The 18285-nt window shown below is 65.8% G+C and carries 14 protein-coding genes; 10 read left to right on the top strand and 4 right to left on the bottom strand.

Features of this window, described 5'->3' with window-relative positions; genetic code table 11:
- The first annotated feature begins 3 nt into the window (after nucleotides 1-3).
- Nucleotides 4-2472 (top strand): ligase-associated DNA damage response DEXH box helicase, encoded by a 2469-nt coding sequence (locus tag DK847_RS02500; RefSeq protein ID WP_111196021.1) that lies wholly within the window; start codon nucleotides 4-6, stop codon nucleotides 2470-2472.
- The gene (gene pdeM / locus DK847_RS02505; RefSeq protein ID WP_245414496.1) at nucleotides 2465-3142 is read left to right on the top strand and encodes a ligase-associated DNA damage response endonuclease PdeM; all 678 of its coding nucleotides are present in this window, start codon (nucleotides 2465-2467) and stop codon (nucleotides 3140-3142) included. Before DK847_RS02500 ends, pdeM begins: the two co-directional genes overlap by 8 nt.
- On the opposite strand, the gene DK847_RS02510 is transcribed toward pdeM, so the two are convergent.
- Nucleotides 3135-3599 carry a DUF3429 domain-containing protein gene (locus DK847_RS02510; RefSeq protein ID WP_111196023.1) on the bottom strand — a complete coding sequence of 155 codons (465 nt, stop codon included), beginning with the start codon at nucleotides 3597-3599 and terminating at the stop codon, nucleotides 3135-3137. The two genes, pdeM and DK847_RS02510, sit on opposite strands and share 8 nt — an antisense overlap.
- Nucleotides 3600-3637: 38 nt before the next feature.
- Nucleotides 3638-6553, bottom strand: coding sequence for an SEL1-like repeat protein (locus DK847_RS02515; protein ID WP_146256019.1), 2916 nt, complete (start codon nucleotides 6551-6553; stop codon nucleotides 3638-3640).
- 292 nt (nucleotides 6554-6845) lie between these two features.
- Here DK847_RS02515 and DK847_RS02520 point away from each other — a divergent pair, with 292 nt between their 5' ends.
- Nucleotides 6846-7283, top strand: a complete 438-nt coding sequence (locus DK847_RS02520) for a MerR family transcriptional regulator (protein ID WP_111196025.1) — start codon at nucleotides 6846-6848, stop codon at nucleotides 7281-7283.
- 79 nt (nucleotides 7284-7362) lie between these two features.
- On the top strand, nucleotides 7363-8214 hold the full coding sequence (gene nudC / locus DK847_RS02525; protein ID WP_111196026.1) for an NAD(+) diphosphatase: 852 nt from the start codon (nucleotides 7363-7365) through the stop codon (nucleotides 8212-8214).
- 124 nt (nucleotides 8215-8338) lie between these two features.
- On the opposite strand, the gene DK847_RS02530 is transcribed toward nudC, so the two are convergent.
- Nucleotides 8339-9199, bottom strand: coding sequence for a prephenate dehydratase (locus tag DK847_RS02530; RefSeq protein ID WP_111196027.1), 861 nt, complete (start codon nucleotides 9197-9199; stop codon nucleotides 8339-8341).
- On the bottom strand, nucleotides 9199-9945 hold the full coding sequence (locus DK847_RS02535) for a 3-deoxy-manno-octulosonate cytidylyltransferase (RefSeq protein ID WP_111196028.1): 747 nt from the start codon (nucleotides 9943-9945) through the stop codon (nucleotides 9199-9201). Before DK847_RS02535 ends, DK847_RS02530 begins: the two co-directional genes overlap by 1 nt.
- Before the next feature lie 113 nt (nucleotides 9946-10058).
- Between DK847_RS02535 and DK847_RS02540 the strand changes: the two genes are divergently transcribed.
- From DK847_RS02540 to DK847_RS02565, 6 genes are all read left to right on the top strand, one after another.
- Nucleotides 10059-10610 (top strand): c-type cytochrome, encoded by a 552-nt coding sequence (locus tag DK847_RS02540; RefSeq protein ID WP_111196029.1) that lies wholly within the window; start codon nucleotides 10059-10061, stop codon nucleotides 10608-10610.
- Nucleotides 10611-10734: 124 nt separating this feature from the next.
- On the top strand, nucleotides 10735-12594 hold the full coding sequence (locus DK847_RS02545) for an extracellular solute-binding protein (RefSeq protein WP_111196030.1): 1860 nt from the start codon (nucleotides 10735-10737) through the stop codon (nucleotides 12592-12594).
- Entirely contained in the window at nucleotides 12594-14405 is a 1812-nt protein-coding gene (locus tag DK847_RS02550; protein WP_111196031.1) for an extracellular solute-binding protein, read from the top strand. The genes DK847_RS02545 and DK847_RS02550 overlap by 1 nt, the downstream gene beginning before the upstream one ends.
- Before the next feature lie 9 nt (nucleotides 14406-14414).
- Nucleotides 14415-15527 carry a microcin C ABC transporter permease YejB gene (locus DK847_RS02555; RefSeq protein WP_111196032.1) on the top strand — a complete coding sequence of 371 codons (1113 nt, stop codon included), beginning with the start codon at nucleotides 14415-14417 and terminating at the stop codon, nucleotides 15525-15527.
- Nucleotides 15528-15530: 3 nt separating this feature from the next.
- Nucleotides 15531-16631: an ABC transporter permease gene (locus tag DK847_RS02560; protein ID WP_111196033.1), complete on the top strand. Its 1101-nt coding sequence runs from the start codon at nucleotides 15531-15533 to the stop codon at nucleotides 16629-16631.
- Nucleotides 16628-18256: an ABC transporter ATP-binding protein gene (locus DK847_RS02565; RefSeq protein ID WP_111196034.1), complete on the top strand. Its 1629-nt coding sequence runs from the start codon at nucleotides 16628-16630 to the stop codon at nucleotides 18254-18256. Before DK847_RS02560 ends, DK847_RS02565 begins: the two co-directional genes overlap by 4 nt.
- The last annotated feature ends 29 nt before the right edge of the window (nucleotides 18257-18285 follow it).

The raw sequence follows: 18285 nt of genomic DNA on the forward strand, positions 1-18285 counted from the left end.
CCCATGAGCCTGCCGCAACGCTTCCTCGACTGGTTTTCGGCGCGTGGCTGGGCGCCGCGCGCGCACCAGCTGGCGGTGCTCGATCATGCGCAGGCCCGCGAGAGCGTTTTGCTGATCTCGCCCACCGGCGGCGGCAAGACGCTCGCGGGCTTCCTGCCGAGTCTCGCGGAGATCACCGAGCGGGGATCGGGTGAGGGCATCCACACGCTCTACATCTCGCCCTTGAAGGCGCTGGCCGTCGACATCGCCCGCAACCTCGAGGCGCCCATCGCCGAGATGAAGCTGCCGGTGACGGTGGAGACGCGCACCGGCGACACGCCGCATTCCAAGCGCCAGCGGCAGCGGCAGAAGCCGCCGGACATCCTGATCACCACGCCCGAGCAGGTGTCGCTGCTGGTGGCGGACCCCCATGCGGCGCATCTGCTGAAGGGCCTGCGCACCGTCATCCTCGACGAGCTGCACTCCATGGTGACTTCGAAGCGCGGCGTGCTGCTGTCGCTGGCCCTCACGCGCGTGCAGTCCCATGCGCCGGAGGCGATCCGCATCGGATTATCGGCGACGGTGGCGGACCCCGATGCGCTGCGGGCCTGGCTGGCGTCGACCGGCGCCGAGCCTGCGCCACTGGTATTGGGCAAGCCCGGTGCGAAGCCGGAGATCCGCATCCTCTCCTCCGTCGAGCGCGTGCCGTGGTCGGGGCATTCCTCGCTCTATGCGATCCCGGAGGTCTATGAGGAGATCAAGCGGGCGAGGATGACGCTGATCTTCGTCAACACGCGCAGCCAGGCGGAGATGGTGTTCCAGGCCTTGTGGGAGGCGAATGACGACAATCTGCCGATCGCACTCCACCATGGCTCGCTGGATGTCGCACAGCGGCGCAAGGTCGAGGCGGCAATGGGCGAGGGCAAGCTGCGCGCCGTGGTCTGCACCTCCACCCTCGAACTCGGCATCGACTGGGGCGACGTCGACCTCGTGGTGCATGTGGGGGCGCCGAAGGGATCGAGCCGCCTGCTGCAGCGGATCGGGCGCTCGAACCACAAGCTGGACCTGCCGTCACAGGCGCTGCTGGTGCCGTCCAACCGCTTCGAGGTGCTGGAATGCACGGCGGCACTGCAGGCGGCGGAGGTGAATGCGCAGGACACCGAATACCCCATGGTGATGAAGCTCGACGTGCTGGCGCAGCACATCTTGGGCCGCGCCTGCGCCGGGCCGTTCCACCCGGATGAGCTGTTCGGCGAGGTGAGCAGTGCCTGGACCTATCGCAAGCTGACGCGGGTGGAGTTCGACAAGGCGGTCGATTACGTGGCGACCGGCGGCTATGCGCTCCGCGCCTATGAACGCTATGCCAAGCTGAAACTGCAGGCGGATGGCACGCTGCGGCTGGCGCATCCGCGGCTGGCCATGGCCTATCGGCTGAACATGGGCACCATCGTCGAGGACGAGATGCTGAAGGTCAGGCTCGCGCACGTGAAGCGCCGGCTGGGCAAGCGCGTGGTGGTGGGCGGGCGCGTGCTGGGCGAGGTGGAGGAATGGTTCGTCAGCCAGCTGACGGTCGGGCAGACCTTCGTGTTTGCCGGCGAGGTGCTGCGCTTCGAGGGGCTCGATGAGTTCGGGGCACTCGCCACGCGCTCCAATGACCGGGAACCGATGGTGCCCTCCTACCAGGGCGGCAAGTTTCCGCTGTCGACTTACCTTGCCGAGCGCGTGCGGCAGATGCTGGCGGACCCGAAATCCTGGAAGGACCTGCCGCCGCAGGTGCGCGGGTGGCTCTCCCTGCAGCGCTTCCGCTCGGTGGTGCCGAAGGCCGGGCAGATGCTGGTCGAGACCTTCCCGCGCGCCGACAAGCACTACATGGTGTGCTACCCCTTCGAAGGCAGGCTCGCGCACCAGACGCTGGGCATGCTGCTGACAAGGCGGCTGGAGCGCGCGGGGATGCAGCCCCTGGGCTTCGTCGCCTCGGAATATGCGCTGGTGATCTGGATGGTGCGCGATCTTTCTCTTGCGATCTCATCGAACCGCATCGCGCTGGGGCGACTCTTCGACGAGGACATGATGGGCGACGACCTCGAGGCCTGGATGGCGGAATCGGCGCTGATGAAGCGGACCTTCCGCAATGCCGCGATCATCGCGGGGCTGATTGAGCGCCGCCAGCCGGGCAAGGAGAAGACGGCGCGGCAGATGACGGTGAACACCGACCTGATCTATGACGTGCTGCGGACGCATGAGCCCGACCACCTGCTGCTGCGCGCGGCGTGGGACGATGCGGCGGAAGGGCTGATCGATGCCCATCGCCTCGGCGCCATGCTGAGGCGCATCAAGGGCCAGATCCTGCACAAGGCGCTCGACACGGTGTCGCCGCTGTCGGTGCCCATCCTCTTGGATATCGGCCGCGAATCGGTTTACGGCGAAGGCCATGATGCCCTTCTCGCCGAAGCCGCGAATGCCCTCATCGACGAGGCCATGCGGCTTGTCTAGGTCCCACCGCATCACGCTGTCCGGGGTTGATTTCATTCCTGACCTGTCGGGCGCCCTCTTCGCGCCGGAGTTCAACGCACTCCTGGTGGCGGACCTGCACCTCGAAAAGGGCACGAGCCTCGCGCGGCGCGGCGTTCACCTGCCGCCCTACGACACGCGCGAGTCGCTCCTGCAGCTGAAGGCGGCGGTGGAGAGCACGCGGCCACAGCGGCTGATTTTCCTCGGTGACAGCTTCCACGACCAGGGCGCGCGGGAGCGGATCGATGCGTCCGACCTCGCGATGCTACGGGCCATCACGGCAAAGGTGGAGACGGTGTGGATCACCGGCAACCACGACCCGGCGCCACCGGAGGATGTCGGCGGCATGATCGTGGAGGAGATGGTGCTGGGGCCGGTGAGCCTGCGCCACCACCAGAAGGCGCTGCGCGACGGCGAGGCGGAGATCTCCGGCCACCTGCACCCCGCAGCGGCGATCCATGCGCGCGGCCACCGCATCCGCTGCCGCTGCTTCATCGCGGATGAGAAGCGGCTGATCATGCCGGCCTTCGGCAGCTATACGGGTGCGTTGAGCGTCAGGTCAGAGGCCTTCGAGGGGCTGTTCGGCGACTTCCATGTGTGGATGATCGGCGACAAGGCCGTGCACCGCTTTCCGGCAGCCCAGGTCAGGTAACGATCACCGCCAGCAGTGCGGCGATGAGCGAGACCACCGCGCCCGCGGTGAGGATCATGCGCAGCCGGCCGAACCAGGCGGGCAAGCGGCCGGCATCGGCGCTCATCACGTCCCACAGGCCCTGCATCAGGAAACCGGCGATCAGCAGTGCCAGGGCCGGGATGGGCGGCAGGAAGGCGGCCGCAAGCCCGGCAAGCGAGCCCAGCACGGAGGCCGAGAATTCCAGCGCCTGGCGGCCCTGGTCATAGGGCCCGATGGCGGTGCCCCAGCGAATGCCGCCGAGGAACGAGAGAATGATCGCAGCGTAGACGATGACGAGCTTCAGCCCCGTCTCGGCGGGGAGCAGCGGTAGGCTGGCCCATTGTGAGGCGGCACCGGCAAGAAACGGAATGAGGCCTGCGAGGCCGAGCCACAGGGCGGGTGCCGGAATCCTGCCGGAAAGGGAATGATCGTTCATCCCCCCGTTTTGGCGCGGCGGCGGGCACGAGGCAAGGCTTACGAGGACTGCTTTACCGTATTGCCCGGCCGGCCGTCATTCCAGGCCGGGTCGACGACCGTCACCACATTGGCGCTGTCATCGGACGGGGTGGGCGTCCAGCCGGCGAGGCGGGCGGCGGCGCTGATGCGCTCGGTCTCCGGCATCTTCCGGGAAAGTGCCGTGGCCCGCTGGGCCGAATCCGGGTCGCCCTGCTTGGCCGACAGCGAATACCAGACGAAGGCGTCCTGCGCGCTCTGCGGCGTGCCGAGCCCGCGCTCGTAAAGGATGGCAAGATTGAACTGGCTGTCGGCGAAGCCGCGCTCGGCAGCGGCCTTGAACCAGCGGAAGGCGCGGTCGAAATCGGCAGGACCCGCCTTGTCGCCCGCCGCGATGACCGCCGCATTGTGCATGGCCTTGACGTTGCCGGCGAGTGCCGCCCGCTCATACCAGGCCAGGGCCTTGGCAGTATCGATCTCCGTGCCCTTGCCCAGTTCGTAGAGCGTGGCGAGACGATATTGCGCCGGGGCGAGACCGCCATTGGCGGCCTGCTGATACCAGTAGAGCGCCTTGGCGAAATCCTGCGGAACGCCCTGCCCATCGAGATAGCGGCCGGCGACGATGAACTGCGCAGTCGGATTGCCGTTGGCGGCGGCGATGCGCAGGGCCTCGGTGCCGGTCTCCGGCGGCGGCAGTTCGAGCCGGGTGACGAGCGGCGCATCGGCGGAGCGGGTGACGCTGCCCGGCGGCAGCGACCCGGTGACCACCGGATCGGTGGGGGCCACGAGCAGGCCGCCCTTGGCGGCAGCAACGGCCGGCGGCGCGGCAACGGCCGGGGCAGCGGGCATCTCGATCTGGCCCGACTGATTGGCGGCAGGCGGCGGAGCGGAGGGGGCGAAGAAGCTCCGGTACATGAGGAAGCTGGCGGCCGCGAGCACCACCACCCCGGCCAGGATCCAGGTGCGGCGGCCCACTGCCGGCTGGGCAGCAGGCGCGGCAGGAGCCGCAGTGCCTTGCTCGGCCTTGGGCGCGGCCTGCGGGCGGAGGTTGCGCAGGCGCTCCAGGAAGGAAAGCTTCGCTGGCTTCGGTTCCGCCACCGGCTGGGTGAGCACCGCATATTCGGCTCGCAGCGCCGAGGGCCGCGTGGCGGCGGCCTGGGCGGCGCGGCGCGCGGCGGCAATGAAGTCATCAGCCCCCGACAGCGGGTCGGCCTCGTTGGCGGCGGGGACTTCATCGGCTGGCAAGTGAGGCGCCGGTGCGGCAACCTCGCTCACGGGCGCCTCCACGGGCGGAGGCGGTGCTGCAGGGGCCGGCGCGGGCGGCGGCGGCGCTTCGAGCTCGGCGATCTTCTCGACGATCTCGGCCAGCGTCTCATGCACGGCTTCGAATGTGTCCTGGTGGCGGCGCTCGGCGGCGGCCGCGCTTTCGCGGATGGCGCGCAGGCCATCCTCCAGCGCCTGCAGTTCGGGCGAGGGCCCGGAGTAGGCGGGCTGCGGCGGCTGGTAGCGCTCCAGCGCGCGGCTGGCCGCGGCCTCCGCCGCCTCGCCCACCGAGCTGCGCGTCTGTTCGATCGAGTCGTAGAGCTGGCGGATGGCCTGTTCCATGGTCTCGAGGTGGCCGAGCTGCTGTTCGGTCTGGACCACGCGGTCATTGACGGCGGCGATCGAATCCTCGAGGCGATGCAGCGCCTGCTGGTCGCCCTGCAGGCGGATGGCCTCGGCCAGGCGATGGTCGAGTTCGGCGATGCGCTGCTCCAGCGCGCCGACCTGCGGCTCGTCGCGGCTGGCCATGGCGGCCTGTTCGAGCCGCCGGTTGATGTCGCCGAGGCGCTTGTCCATGTCGGCGAGGGGGCGCATGTCGGGCCCCTGCGCGACGCGGGCCGACAGCTGCTCCAGAGCGGCGCGCAGCGACTGCACGTCGCGTTCGCTGGCAGCACCCGCCTTGACGTCATCGAGGCGGCGGGCAAGGCCCGCCATGTCGCCGTGCAGCTTGGCAATCTCGGTGGCGACGATGGAGGGCGCGTTGGCGGCGGCCGCCTGCGCCTCCTTGAGGGAGGCCAGCATGCGGGTTTCCACCTCGCGCAGTTCACCGCGCAGCGCGGTGACGGCGGACGCCTGTGCCTGGTTGGCCATCTGCTGGGCGGTGGACCGCACCGCCTCCACCCGCTCCGTCATCAGGCCTTCGGAGCGCTGGATGCGGTTGACCATGTCGGCGAGCCGGCTTTCCAGCCCGGACAGGACCGGCACGGCGCGCAGGATGTCCTCGCCGTCGGGCATGACGCCACGGCGTTCGGCGACCTCTGCCATGCGGTCCTGCATCGACTTCAGGGAATCGCGGGTGCGCTTCTCGCTGACCTCGATGTGTTCGACGACCGAGCGGATGGCCGCTTCGAGCGCCGGGTAACCCGGCACGTCCTCCGGCCGCTCGAAGCCGCCGGGGCGGCCGAGCTGTGCAACCTGCCGGGACAGCAGGGTGAGGCGGTCGTTCACGGCGGTGAGCGCCTCCACGGTCTGCCGCTCGTTTTCCTCGATCCGGCTGGCGATGCGCTCGAATTCCGCACGGTCGGCGGCGCTGCTGCGGTCTGCCGCGGGAGACGGCGCCGAATGGCGCTCGCGCTGGGCGAGGTCGGCCAGTTGCTGGGCGATGTCCTGCAGGCGCAGCGCACTGTCATCGCGCCGCTCGGCGCGCGCCGAGAACGGGCGCGGGCTGACATCGGGAGGCCGGGAAGACTCAGAAGGCGGCGGCGGCGGAGCGGACACGAAGTTTTCCCATGGGTGAGAATCAGCCTGTCCCGACACATTATGCGCTCTCTGGTCGAAAATCACGCTATTTAACCACTCCCCCAGCGTGAGGCCGGCCTTGCGCGCCGCGAGCTTCGCGGCCTCGCGCGCCTCGGGTTCGATGCCCTTCACGCTCCAGGGTATGCCCGGTTTCATCAACCTACGTCTTTCAGTTGCCCGCGCCTGCGGCCGGGTGACCATGAAATGATCACGAAAACGGCGCGGGAATTCCCTCTCCAAAGCTTAAGGAGTTCGGTAAATATTCGGTTAAGCGGTTGTTCTTTTGCACGATTTTGTGCGGACTTCGCGAACCGGACGGTGTGTACTTAACCCAATCGAGAGATTTGCGGGCATTAAAATTGACGCAGGGGGATACACAAGCTTCCCTCCTGGGTTTATATGAACGACAACGGCCCCAGCGACTCGCCTTACCGGAGCAAGACAAATCATGAGCGTGACTGAAACCACCGAACGGTCGAAACGCGACCGCACCTATTCCATTACCGAGCTGTGCCGTGAGTTCGACGTTACCCCCCGCACCCTGCGCTTCTACGAGCAGAAGGGCCTGCTGCACCCGGCGCGCCGCGGCTGGACCCGCCTGTTCAGCTATCGCGACCGGGCCCGCCTGCAACTGATCCTGCGCGGCAAGAAGGTTGGCTTCGCCCTTGAGGAAATCAAGGAGATGCTCGACCTCTACAACCTGCGTGACGGGCAGCTGACACAGCTGCGCATCGCCTCAACCAAGATGCGCGAGCGCCTTGAGGCGCTGCGCAAGCAGCGCGTCGAACTCGAGGATGCGATCGGCGACCTCGAACGCACCGTCGTCGTCGTCGACGGCATGCTGAAGGAGCGCGAGGCCGCGCAGCCCAAGGCCGCGAACAGCTAAGCCCATCCATCCGCCTTGCGGAGTTCAGGCATCCGGGTGAAAACCCGGGTGCCTTTTTCTTGGACCGGACCCCTGCCCCATGACGCTTGCCTATGTGCTGAACCCGCTCGACCGCCGCGCCAATGACCGGCCCAATGCCGGCTGGATTGCCGAACGGCGCCAGCGGGCCGATGCAAGGCTGATCCGCATCGCGGGTGATGCCGCCCTGCTGCAGGACGGGACGCTGGTGACGGCGAATGACGTTACGGCCGAGCCTTCCGTGTTCCTTGGGCTGGACGCCAGCGGCGCGCCGTGGTTCGCCTGCCGGGTGCCGGCAACAGACGGGATGCGCGACCTGCGCAGCCTGGCGATGGAGGAGGCGCTGCCGCCGGAACAGCTCGGCATGCTGGCCCAGGCGCGTTCGCTGCTGCAGTGGCACGAGCGGCGCACCTATTGCTCGAACTGCGCGGCGAAACTCGAACTGGCCGATGCGGGCTACCGCCGCCACTGCCCGTCCTGCGGAATGGACCACTTCCCGCGCACCGACCCGGTGGTCATCATGGTCGTGCGGCATCAGGGCAGCATCCTGCTCGGCCGGCAATCATCCTGGAAGCCCGGCATGTATTCCGCCCTCGCCGGCTTCGTGGAACCCGGCGAAACCATCGAGGATGCCGCACGGCGCGAGGTGTTCGAGGAATCGGGCGTGCGCGTGGGGCCCGTGCGCTACGTGACGAGCCAGCCCTGGCCATTTCTCTCGAACCTGATGATCGGACTGGTCGGCGATGCCGTGTCGGCGGAGATCACGATCGACCGGAACGAACTTGAGGATGCACGCTGGTTTTCGGCGGACGAGGCGCGGATGATGGTGGAGCGCCGACACCCGGACGGGCTCTATGCGGCGAACCCCTATGCCATTGCGCATGAGCTGGTGCGGGTGGCGCTGGAGGGGTGAGGGCCGCGTCGTCCGTCATGCCCGGGCTCGTTCCGGGCATCCTTTGCGTGGCCGACAAAAGGATCGCCGGGACAAGCCCGGCGAGGATGCGTGAAGTCTGGCGTGATGAAGACGCGGGCCCTGCTCAGACCTTCTCGAACCGCTTGGCGATTTCGGCGCGGTGCGGCGAGGCCTTGTAGATGCCGAGCACGCGCAGATAGCTGGTGAAGAATTCAAGCTCCTCCATGGCGAGGCGCACGTTGCGCTCCGACGGGTGGCCCTCGATGTCGGCATAGAACTGGGTGGCCGAGAACTGACCCTCGATCTGGTAGGATTCGAGCTTGGTCATGTTGACCCCGTTCGTCGCGAATCCGCCCATGGCCTTGTAGAGGGCCGCGGGAACGTTCCGCACACGGAAGACGAAGGTGGTGATGACGGGAATGTCCTCGGGCTCGGCATCCTGCGGCGTGGCCGAAAGCACGACGAAGCGCGTGGTGTTGTGGCTCTCGTCCTCGATGTTCTCGCGGATCACCTCGAGGCCATAGATCTCGGCGGCGAGCTTCGAGGCGATGGCCGCCTGCGTCGGCTCTCGCGATTCCGAAAGCTCGCGCGCCGCACCTGCGGTGTCGGCGGCGACGACGGGCTTGATGCCGAGTTCGCGGATCACCTTGCGGCACTGGCCCAGCGCATGGACATGGCTGCGCACGATCTTGATCCTGGAACGGTCAGCGCCCGGCACGATCATCAACTGGTGATGCACGGGCAGGAAGTGCTCGCCGATGATGTAGAGGTTGGAGCGCGGCAGGAGGTGATGGATGTCGGCAACGCGGCCCGCCACCGAGTTGTCGATGGGGATCATGGCAAGCGCCGCCTCGCCATCGGCCACGGCCTGGAAGGCATCCTCGAAGGTGCCGCAGGCCAGGGGTTCATAGGTCGGGTAGGCTTCGATGCAGGCAATGTGCGAATTGGCACCGGGTTCGCCCTGGTAGGCGATCTTCAGGGGCATCAGGCTTTCCTCAGCATGCGGCGGGCGGTTTCAAGTTCGGCTGGCGTATCGACGCCGAGCGGCACCGTGTCAACCCGCACCACCACGATGCGCATGCCATTGTCCATGGCGCGCATCTGCTCGAGCTTGCGCTCCGCCTCGCGCGCGCTGACGGGGAGCGACACGAAACGCTCGAGCACCGGCCGCTTGTAGGCATAGACGCCGATATGGTGCCAGAACGGCGGCTGGTGCTCGGGCCCCACCTTGCGCAGGAAATCCCGCGCGAAGGCCACCTCGCGCTCCTCGCTCAGGGGGGCGATGGCCTTGACGATGTTGGGGTTGGCCACATCCTCGTCGCGCTCGATCTTCGCCGCGATGGTGGAAATGTCGGCGGCCTCGTTGGTGAGGCCGGCAAGGCAGCGCTGGATCGACAGGGAATCGATTGTCGGCAGGTCGCCCTGCAGGTTGACCACATGCTCGAAACGGCCCTGCGGGTCGCGCAGCGCCAGCGCCTCGGCAATGCGGTCCGAGCCTGAGGGCAGGGCCGGGTCGGTGACGATGGCGTCGCCGCCCTGGGCGCGCACCGCGTCGGCAATCTCCACCTCGGCGGCGGCGACCAGCACCTGGCCAATGTTCGCCTCCACCGCGCGCTTCCAGCACTGGACGATCATGGGAAGCCCGTTGATGTCGGCGAGCGGCTTTCCGGGAAGCCTCGTGGAGGCCATCCGGGCGGGGATGAGGACAATGGTATTTCGGTTATCGATCATGGAGTTAGCCAGAGGCGCGGCAAAATGGTGCAAACCCCCCATACACTATTGCGGCGGGGCGGAGAAAGCACTAGTTTCCGCGCCCGACGACGGCTCAAGGGGTTTCTACCTTCATGGACAGCTTTGAATTCAACAAGATCGCAGGCGCGGTGCTGGGCACGGCACTGGTGGTTTTCGGCCTGAACGAGTTGAGCAAGATCATCTATCACGCGCCGGAGCCGGAGAAGCAGGGCTTTGCCATCGAAGTGGCGGAAGCCGCCGGCAGCGGCGAGGCCGCCGCCGCAACACCCGCCGCACCTGCCGAATCGCTGGGCGCCATGCTGGCCTCGGCCGATGCCGCCAAGGGCCAGACCGTGTTCAAGGCCTGCGCTGCCTGCCATGACGGCTCGAAGGGCGGTCCCAACAAGGTCGGCCCCAACCTGTGGGGCGTGGTCGGCCGCATGCATGGTTCGCACGAGGGCTTTGCCTATTCGGACGCCATGGCAGCACTCAAGGACAAGCCCTGGACCTATGAGGCGCTGAACGAGTTCATCACCAATCCGAAGGCGGCCATTCCGGGTACCAAGATGGCCTTTGGCGGCATCAAGAAGGATGCCGACCGCGCCAACCTGCTGGCCTACCTGCAGACGCTGTCAGACAGCCCGGTGCCCTTCCCCGCCCCGTAAAGGCCGCAAATCTCACCGAAATTTAACACCGGCAAGCTGCTTGCCGGTGTTTTCTTTTGGGGCGCGGCTTGCTTATCTTGACCGAACCCTCGAACCCCGAGACGCCGCCTGGAGTTTTCGCCCCATGACCATCAGCCGCCGCACCCTGATGAAGCTCGCAGCGCTGGCGCCCGCCGCCAGGCTCGTCGGCATCCAGACGGCCCACGCGGAGGATCGCGACTTCCGCCATGCGCTGACGCTGTTCAACGACATCAAGTACCCCGCCGGCTTCCAGCATTTCGACTATGTGAACCCCGCCGCACCGAAGGGCGGGCGCGTTCGCTTCGGTCTCGTCGGGTCCTTCGACAACCTGAACCCATATACCTACAAGGGCGAGGCCGGCCCCGCCGTGCAGAACGACGCTCTGCTCACCTCCTCCCTCGACGAGCCTTCGACCGAATATGGCCTCGTGGCGAGCGGCGTGTGGCACCCGGAGGACCGCTCCATGGTGGTCTATCGCCTGCGGCCCGAGGCGCGCTTCCACGACGGTTCGCCGGTGACGCCGGATGACGTGATCTGGTCGATGCAGGCGCTGCGCGATGCCAACCCGTTCTACAACGCCTATTACAAGAACATCTCCAAGGCCGAGCAGACCGGCGATCATGAGGTGACCTTCACCTTCAACCAGACCGGCAACCGGGAGCTGCCGCTGATCACCGGCCAGCTGCCCGTGCTCTCCAGGGCGTGGTGGACCGGCAAGGACGACAAGGGCAAGCAGCGCAACATCCAGGAGACGAGCTTCGAGGTGCCGCTCGGCTCCGGCGCCTATGTGGCGGACGAGGTGAAGCTCGGCACGTCGATCCGCATGAAGCGGGTTGCCGACTACTGGGGCAAGGACCTGGCCGTGAACATCGGCCAGAACAATTTCGACACCATCGAATACATCTATTTCCGCGATGCCAATGTGGCCTTCGAGGCCTTCAAGGGCGACCAGTATGACTGGCGCACCGAGAGCTCCTCCAAGCTGTGGGCCACGGGCTATGATTTCCCGGCGGTGAAGTCCGGCAAGGTGGTGCTCGAGAAGATCAGGCTGAAGCAGGTGGAAGGCATGCAGGGCTGGGCGCTGAACCTCAGGCGCAACAAGTTCCAGGATGCGCGGGTTCGCCAGGCGCTGAACCTGGCCTTCGATTTCGAATGGGCGAACCAGAACCTGTTCTACGGCCAGTACACGCGCTCGCGCAGTTACTTCAACAATTCGGAAATGGAGGCAAAGGGGCTTCCCTCCGAGGCCGAGCTTGCGCTGCTGAACCCGCTGAAGGACCAGCTTCCGGCCGAGGTCTTCACCACCGAATATGCCAACCCGGTGAACGACACGCCGCAGAACCGGCGCAAGAACCTGCGGCAGGCAGCGAAGCTGCTTTCCGACGCGGGCTGGACCATCACCCAGGATGGCGGACGGAACGTGCTGAAGAACGCCAAGGGTGAGCAGCTGACCATCGAATTCCTGCTCGACTCGCCGCTGTTCGAGCGTATTGCGCTGCCCTACCAGCAACAGCTGGAATTGCTGGGTATCGGCGTTACGATCAAGACGGTGGACAGCGCGCAATATGAACGCCGCACCCAGACCTTCGACTATGACGTGGTGGTGGGCAACTGGGGACAGTCCCTGTCTCCGGGCAACGAGCAGCGCGAGTTCTGGGGCAGCGACGCGGCGAGCCGCAATGGCAGCCGCAACCTCGTCGGCATTTCGAACCCCGCCATCGACAAGCTCATCGAAACCCTCATCTTCGCGCCCGACCGCGAGAGCCTCGTGACGGCCAGCAAGGCGCTCGACCGGGCGCTGGTGTGGAACCACTACGTGATTCCGATGTGGTTCATCGACTATGCCCGCACCGCGCGCTGGGACCGCTTCGGCCGCCCGGACAAGCTGCCCGAACTCTCCACCGGCTTCCCCACCACCTGGTGGTGGGACGAGGAGAAGGCCAAGACGGTGGCCTCGAAGTGATGCGCCTTGCTGCGGCGGCGATTGCCCTGTGCCTCGGCGCGGTGGCGGCGCAGGCGGAAGCCCGCCATGGCATTTCCACCTTCGGCGACCTGAAATATCCCCCGGACTTCAAGCATTTCGACTACGTGAACCCGGCGGCGCCGAAGGGCGGCAGGATCGCCACCATCGGCACCGCGGCGATGGACACCTTCGACAGCTTCAACGCCTATATCCTGAAGGGTGATGCCGCACAGGGGCTCGACCTGCTGTTCGACAGCCTGATGGTGCGCGCCATGGACGAGCCCGACGCAATGTACGGGCTGGTCGCCAGCGACGCCGACATCGCGCAAGACCGCAAGAGCGTGACCTTCAACCTGCGTCCGGAGGCGAAATTCTCCGACGGTTCGGCGCTGACCGCAGAGGATGTCTGCGACAGCTTCCGGCTGATCTCGACCAAGGGACATGAGCGCATCCGCATCACCATCCGCGATGTCGAGGCCTGTGACGTGATCGATCCGCACAAGGTCCGCTATCGCTTCAAGGGCGAGCGCACGCGCGACCTGCCGCAGGCCGTGGCCGGCCTGCCGATCCTGTCCAGGGCCTATTACGCGAAGGTGGATTTTTCGAAATCGACACTCGAGCCGCCGCTCGGCTCCGGCCCCTATCTGATCAAGTCCTTCAAGCCCGGCGAATACGTCACCTACGGACGGCGCGACGATTACTGGGCGAGCGACCTGCCGGTGAACAAGGGGCGCTATAACTTCGACGAGGTGCGCTACGACTATTTCCGCGAGCGCATCGCGGGTTTCGAGGCGCTGAAGGCCGGCGCGGTCGACGTGCGCGAGGAGTTCACCTCGAAGGACTGGGCAACCGGCTATGACTTCGCCGCGGTGAAGGACGGGCGCGTCCTGAAGCAGGAAATGCCGGACGACACGCCGTCGGGCGCGCAGGGCTGGTTCTTCAACCTGCGCCGGGCGCAGTTCCAGGACATCCGCGTTCGCGAGGCGATCAACCTCGCCTTCGATTTCGAATGGACCAACAAGAACCTGTTCTATGGCGTCTACGACAGGACGCAGAGCTTCTTCCAGCGCTCGCCGCTGCAGGCAGACGGTGCGCCGAAGCCCGGCGAGCTTGCATTGCTCGACCCGCTCAAGTCTGCGCTGCGCCCGGAGGTGTTCGGCCCGGCCGTGCTGGCGCCGGTCAGCAACGGGTCAGGCCAGGACCGCGCGCTGCTGCGCAAGGCCTCATCACTGCTCGACGCGGCGGGCTGGAAGACCGACGGCACGCTGCGGCGCAATGCGGCCGGACAGACGCTGGATGTCGAATTCCTGATCGAGAGCCCGGTGTTCGAGCGCGTTCTCGGCCCCTATGTGAAGAACCTCCGCCTCATCGGCATCAATGCCACCATCCGCACGGTGGATGATGCGCAGTACCTGAAGCGCCTCAAGGACTACGACTATGACGTGGTGGGAAGCCGCTTCGTGACCAGCCAGACGCCGGGCGACGAACTGCGCGTGTTCTTCGGGTCGGAATCCGCCAATTCGCCCGGTTCCTACAATCTCTCGGGCCTCGCCTCTCCGGCCATCGACGCGCTGCTCGACAAGGTGGTGGAGGCCCCCTCCCGCGATGAGCTGAACACGGCCGGCCAGGCGCTGGACCGCGTGCTGCGGGCGGAGCAGTTCTGGGTGCCCAACTGGTACAAGGGCACCTATTGGCTGGCCTATTGGGACCGCTTCGGCAGGCCCGAAACCAAGCCCAAATACGACCGTGGCATCCTTGACACCTGGTGGTATGACGAGGCCAAGGCCAAGCGAATCGCCAACGGAAACTGATCCCGCTCCATGGGCGCCTATATCCTCAAACGCATCCTGCTGATGATCCCGACGCTGGTCGGGATCATGCTGATGACCTTCGCGGTCATCCAGTTCGTGCCGGGCGGCCCGGTCGAGCAGGTGATCGCCAAGATGCAGGGCAATGACTCCGATTCCACCGGGCGCATCAGCGGCAACACCGGAAACGAGGCAGGCGGCAACCAGGCGCAGATGACGCCTGGTGCGGACGCCGTGAACGTCAAGTATCGCGGCGCCCAGGGGCTGGACCCCGAATTCATCAAGAGCCTGGAAAAGCAGTTCGGCTTCGACAAGCCCGCACCCGAGCGCTTCCTGCTGATGATGAAGGACTACCTCACCTTCAACTTCGGCCAGAGCTATTTCCGCGACCGTTCGGTGATCAGCCTGATCCTCGAGAAGATGCCGGTGTCGATCTCGCTGGGCCTGTGGCTGACACTGATCCAGTATCTCGTATCGATCCCCCTCGGCATCCGCAAGGCGGTGAAGGACGGCTCGCCCTTCGATGTATGGACCTCGGGCGTCATCATCATCGGCTACGCGATCCCGAGTTTCATCTTCGCCATCATGCTGATCGTGTTCTTTGCCGGCGGCAGCTATTACAGCTGGTTCCCCTTGCGCGGGCTGACCTCGGACAATTTCGAGCAGCTGAGCTTCCTCGGCAAGATCGGCGACTATGCCTGGCATCTCGCGCTCCCTCTCTTCGCCATGGCCATCGGCAGCTTCGCCACCATGACGATGCTGACCAAGAACTCCTTCCTCGACGAGATCCGCAAGCAATATGTCACCACGGCGCGCGCCAAGGGGCTGACGGAATCGCAGGTTCTCTATGGCCATGTATTCCGCAACGCCATGCTGCTGGTGATCGCCGGTTTCCCCGGCGCCTTCATCGGCGCCTTCTTCGCAAGTTCGCTGCTGATCGAAACCATCTTTTCGCTCGACGGGCTGGGCTACCTGTTCTTCACCGCCACGGTGAACCGCGATTACCCGATCGTCTTCGCCAGCCTCTACATCTTCACGCTGTCGGGCCTGCTGGTGCAGCTGATCTCGGACCTCACCTATACCTGGATCGATCCGCGCATCGATTTCGAGAAGCGGGACGTCTGAGCCATGGCGATGCGCATCAGCCCCCTCAACAAGCGCCGCTGGCAACTGTTCCGCCAGAACCGCCGCGGCTTCGTGTCCTTCTGGCTGTTCATGGTGCTGTTCCTGATCTCGATCTTCGCACCCTTCATCGCCAATGACCGGCCCATCCTCGTCTCCTACAAGGGTGAATGGCTCTATCCGACTTTCGTGGATTATCCGGAAGCGAAGTTCGGCGGCTTCCTCGCCCGCACCGATTTCCGCGATCCGGTGAACCAGGAAGAGATCGAGGCCAATGGCTGGATGGTCTGGCCGCCGATCCGCTATTCCTACAACACGGTCAACAATGAACTTCCCAGGCCGGCCCCCTCGCCGCCGGCCTTCGAGCTCACGCGCGAACAGGCCTGTGCCAAGTACCCGCAAGGGGTGAACGACCCCAACTGCGTCTTTGGCAACCTCAACTGGCTGGGCACCGACGACCAGGGGCGCGACGTGGTGGCGCGCCTCATCTATGGCTTCCGCATCTCGGTGGCCTTCGGCCTCATCCTCACCGTGATCTCGTCCCTCATCGGCATGGCGGCGGGCGCGGTGCAGGGCTATTTCGGTGGCTGGACGGACCTCCTCTTCCAGCGCTTCATCGAGATCTGGACCTCGATGCCGTCGCTCTATCTGCTGATCATCCTGGCGGCTTTCATCACGCCAACCTTCTGGATCCTGCTGTTCATCCAGATCCTGTTCTCATGGACCTCGATCGTCGGCCTCGTCCGCGCCGAGTTCCTGCGGGCCCGCAATTTCGAATATGTGCGGGCGGCGCGCGCCCTGGGCCTTTCGGATGCCAGGATCATGTTCAAGCACCTGCTGCCCAATGCGGTGGTCTCCACCATCACCTTCATGCCCTTCATCGTGGCAGGCTCGGTGACGGTGCTGACCTCGCTCGACTTCCTCGGCTTCGGCCTTCCGCCCGGTTCGCCGTCGCTGGGCGAGCTGATCGCCCAGGGCAAGAACAACCTGCAGGCCCCGTGGCTGGCCATCACCGGCTTCCTCGTCGTCTCCATCATGCTGTCGCTGCTCGTCTTCATCGGCGAGGCGGTGCGTGATTCACTCGATCCGCGGAAGACCTTCGCATGAGTGACAAACTCCTCGCCGTGAAGGATCTTTCGGTCGCCTTTTCGCAAGGTGGCAGGACCACGCTGGCCGTCGACAGGCTGTCCTTCGACATCGCCAAGGGCGAAACGCTGGCGCTGGTGGGCGAGTCCGGCTCGGGCAAGTCCGTTTCAGCGCTGTCGATCCTCAAGCTGCTGCCCTACCCTTCGGCCTCGCATCCTTCAGGTTCCGTGCGCTTCATGGGCGAGGAGCTGCTGGACGCCGACGAGCGCGACCTCCGCCGCGTGCGCGGCAATGACATCACCATGGTGTTCCAGGAGCCGATGACCTCGCTCAACCCGCTGCACACGGTGGAGCGGCAGATTGGCGAAATCCTCGAGGTGCACCAGAACATCAAGGGAGATGCAGCCCGCACCCGCATCGTGGACCTGCTCGGCAAGGTGGGCATCCGCGACCCGGAAACGCGCCTCCTCGACTATCCGCACCAGTTGTCGGGCGGGCAGCGCCAGCGCGTGATGATCGCCATGGCGCTCGCCAACAACCCGGACCTGCTGATCGCCGACGAGCCGACGACAGCCCTCGACGTGACCGTGCAGGCGCAGATCCTGAAGCTGCTGAAGGACCTGCAGGCCGAGTTCGGCATGGCCATGCTGCTCATCACCCATGACCTCGGCATCGTGCGCAGGATGGCCGACAAGGTCGTCGTCATGCAACGCGGCAAGGCAGTGGAGAGCGGCGACGCCAAGGAAGTCTTCGCCAATCCGCAGCACGCCTATACCAGGATGCTGCTGACGGCGGAGCCCAAGGGCGCGCCTCCGCCAAGCGACCCGTCGGCACCCACGGTGCTGGAGACCAGGGGCCTCAAGGTGTGGTTCCCCATCAAGCGCGGCTTCTTCCGCAAGACGGTAGGGCATATCAAGGCCGTGGACGGAGTCGACGCCACTGTGCGCAGCGGGCAGACACTCGGCGTGGTGGGTGAATCGGGCTCCGGCAAGACGACACTGGGCCTTGCGCTGCTGCGCCTCATCCGCTCCGAAGGGCCGATCGTCTACATGGGCCGGAACATTGACGGCTACAACACCGCGATGATGCGCCCGCTGCGCAAGGAGATGCAGATCGTCTTCCAGGATCCCTTCGGTTCGCTGTCGCCGCGACTGTCGATCCAGCAGATCGTCGAGGAAGGCCTCACCGTGCAGGGCCGCAACCTCGGCTATGACCAGCGGCGTGAAATCGTGGCGCGTGCCCTGACGGAAGTAGGACTCGATCCCTCCACCATGGACCGCTATCCGCATGAATTCTCGGGCGGTCAACGCCAGCGCATCGCCATTGCGCGCGCCCTGGCGCTCGAACCGAAGTTCATCATGCTCGATGAGCCGACCTCGGCCCTCGACATGTCGGTGCAGGCGCAGATCGTCGACCTGCTGCGTGAACTGCAGCACAAGCATGGCCTGGCCTACCTGTTCATCAGCCATGACCTGAAGGTTGTGCGGGCGCTGGCGAACGAGGTGATCGTGATGCGCAATGGCGTCACCGTGGAGGCCGGCCCAACCGCCGAGGTCTTCTCAAATCCCAAGACCGACTATACAAGAGCGCTGATCGCGGCCGCCCTCAACCTCAAGGCCGCGCCGGAAGGTGTGGTGAACCAATAATGGCATTCCTCTTCGTCTTGCCGACATGG

It is taken from the genome of Aestuariivirga litoralis, assembly GCF_003234965.1.
Taxonomy (GTDB): domain Bacteria; phylum Pseudomonadota; class Alphaproteobacteria; order Rhizobiales; family Aestuariivirgaceae; genus Aestuariivirga; species Aestuariivirga litoralis.

What these genes read in the sequence shown, in the direction of transcription:
- DK847_RS02500 (WP_111196021.1), top strand. Translation starts at nt 4, where the DNA reads ATGAGCCTGCCGCAACGCTTCCTCGACTGGTTTTCGGCGCGTGGCTGG.
- DK847_RS02510 (WP_111196023.1), bottom strand. Translation starts at nt 3,599, where the DNA reads ATGAACGATCATTCCCTTTCCGGCAGGATTCCGGCACCCGCCCTGTGG.
- DK847_RS02515 (WP_146256019.1), bottom strand. Translation starts at nt 6,553, where the DNA reads ATGAAACCGGGCATACCCTGGAGCGTGAAGGGCATCGAACCCGAGGCG.
- DK847_RS02520 (WP_111196025.1), top strand. Translation starts at nt 6,846, where the DNA reads ATGAGCGTGACTGAAACCACCGAACGGTCGAAACGCGACCGCACCTAT.
- nudC (WP_111196026.1), top strand. Translation starts at nt 7,363, where the DNA reads ATGACGCTTGCCTATGTGCTGAACCCGCTCGACCGCCGCGCCAATGAC.
- DK847_RS02530 (WP_111196027.1), bottom strand. Translation starts at nt 9,199, where the DNA reads ATGCCCCTGAAGATCGCCTACCAGGGCGAACCCGGTGCCAATTCGCAC.
- DK847_RS02535 (WP_111196028.1), bottom strand. Translation starts at nt 9,945, where the DNA reads ATGATCGATAACCGAAATACCATTGTCCTCATCCCCGCCCGGATGGCC.
- DK847_RS02540 (WP_111196029.1), top strand. Translation starts at nt 10,059, where the DNA reads ATGGACAGCTTTGAATTCAACAAGATCGCAGGCGCGGTGCTGGGCACG.
- DK847_RS02545 (WP_111196030.1), top strand. Translation starts at nt 10,735, where the DNA reads ATGACCATCAGCCGCCGCACCCTGATGAAGCTCGCAGCGCTGGCGCCC.
- DK847_RS02550 (WP_111196031.1), top strand. Translation starts at nt 12,594, where the DNA reads ATGCGCCTTGCTGCGGCGGCGATTGCCCTGTGCCTCGGCGCGGTGGCG.
- DK847_RS02555 (WP_111196032.1), top strand. Translation starts at nt 14,415, where the DNA reads ATGGGCGCCTATATCCTCAAACGCATCCTGCTGATGATCCCGACGCTG.
- DK847_RS02560 (WP_111196033.1), top strand. Translation starts at nt 15,531, where the DNA reads ATGGCGATGCGCATCAGCCCCCTCAACAAGCGCCGCTGGCAACTGTTC.
- DK847_RS02565 (WP_111196034.1), top strand. Translation starts at nt 16,628, where the DNA reads ATGAGTGACAAACTCCTCGCCGTGAAGGATCTTTCGGTCGCCTTTTCG.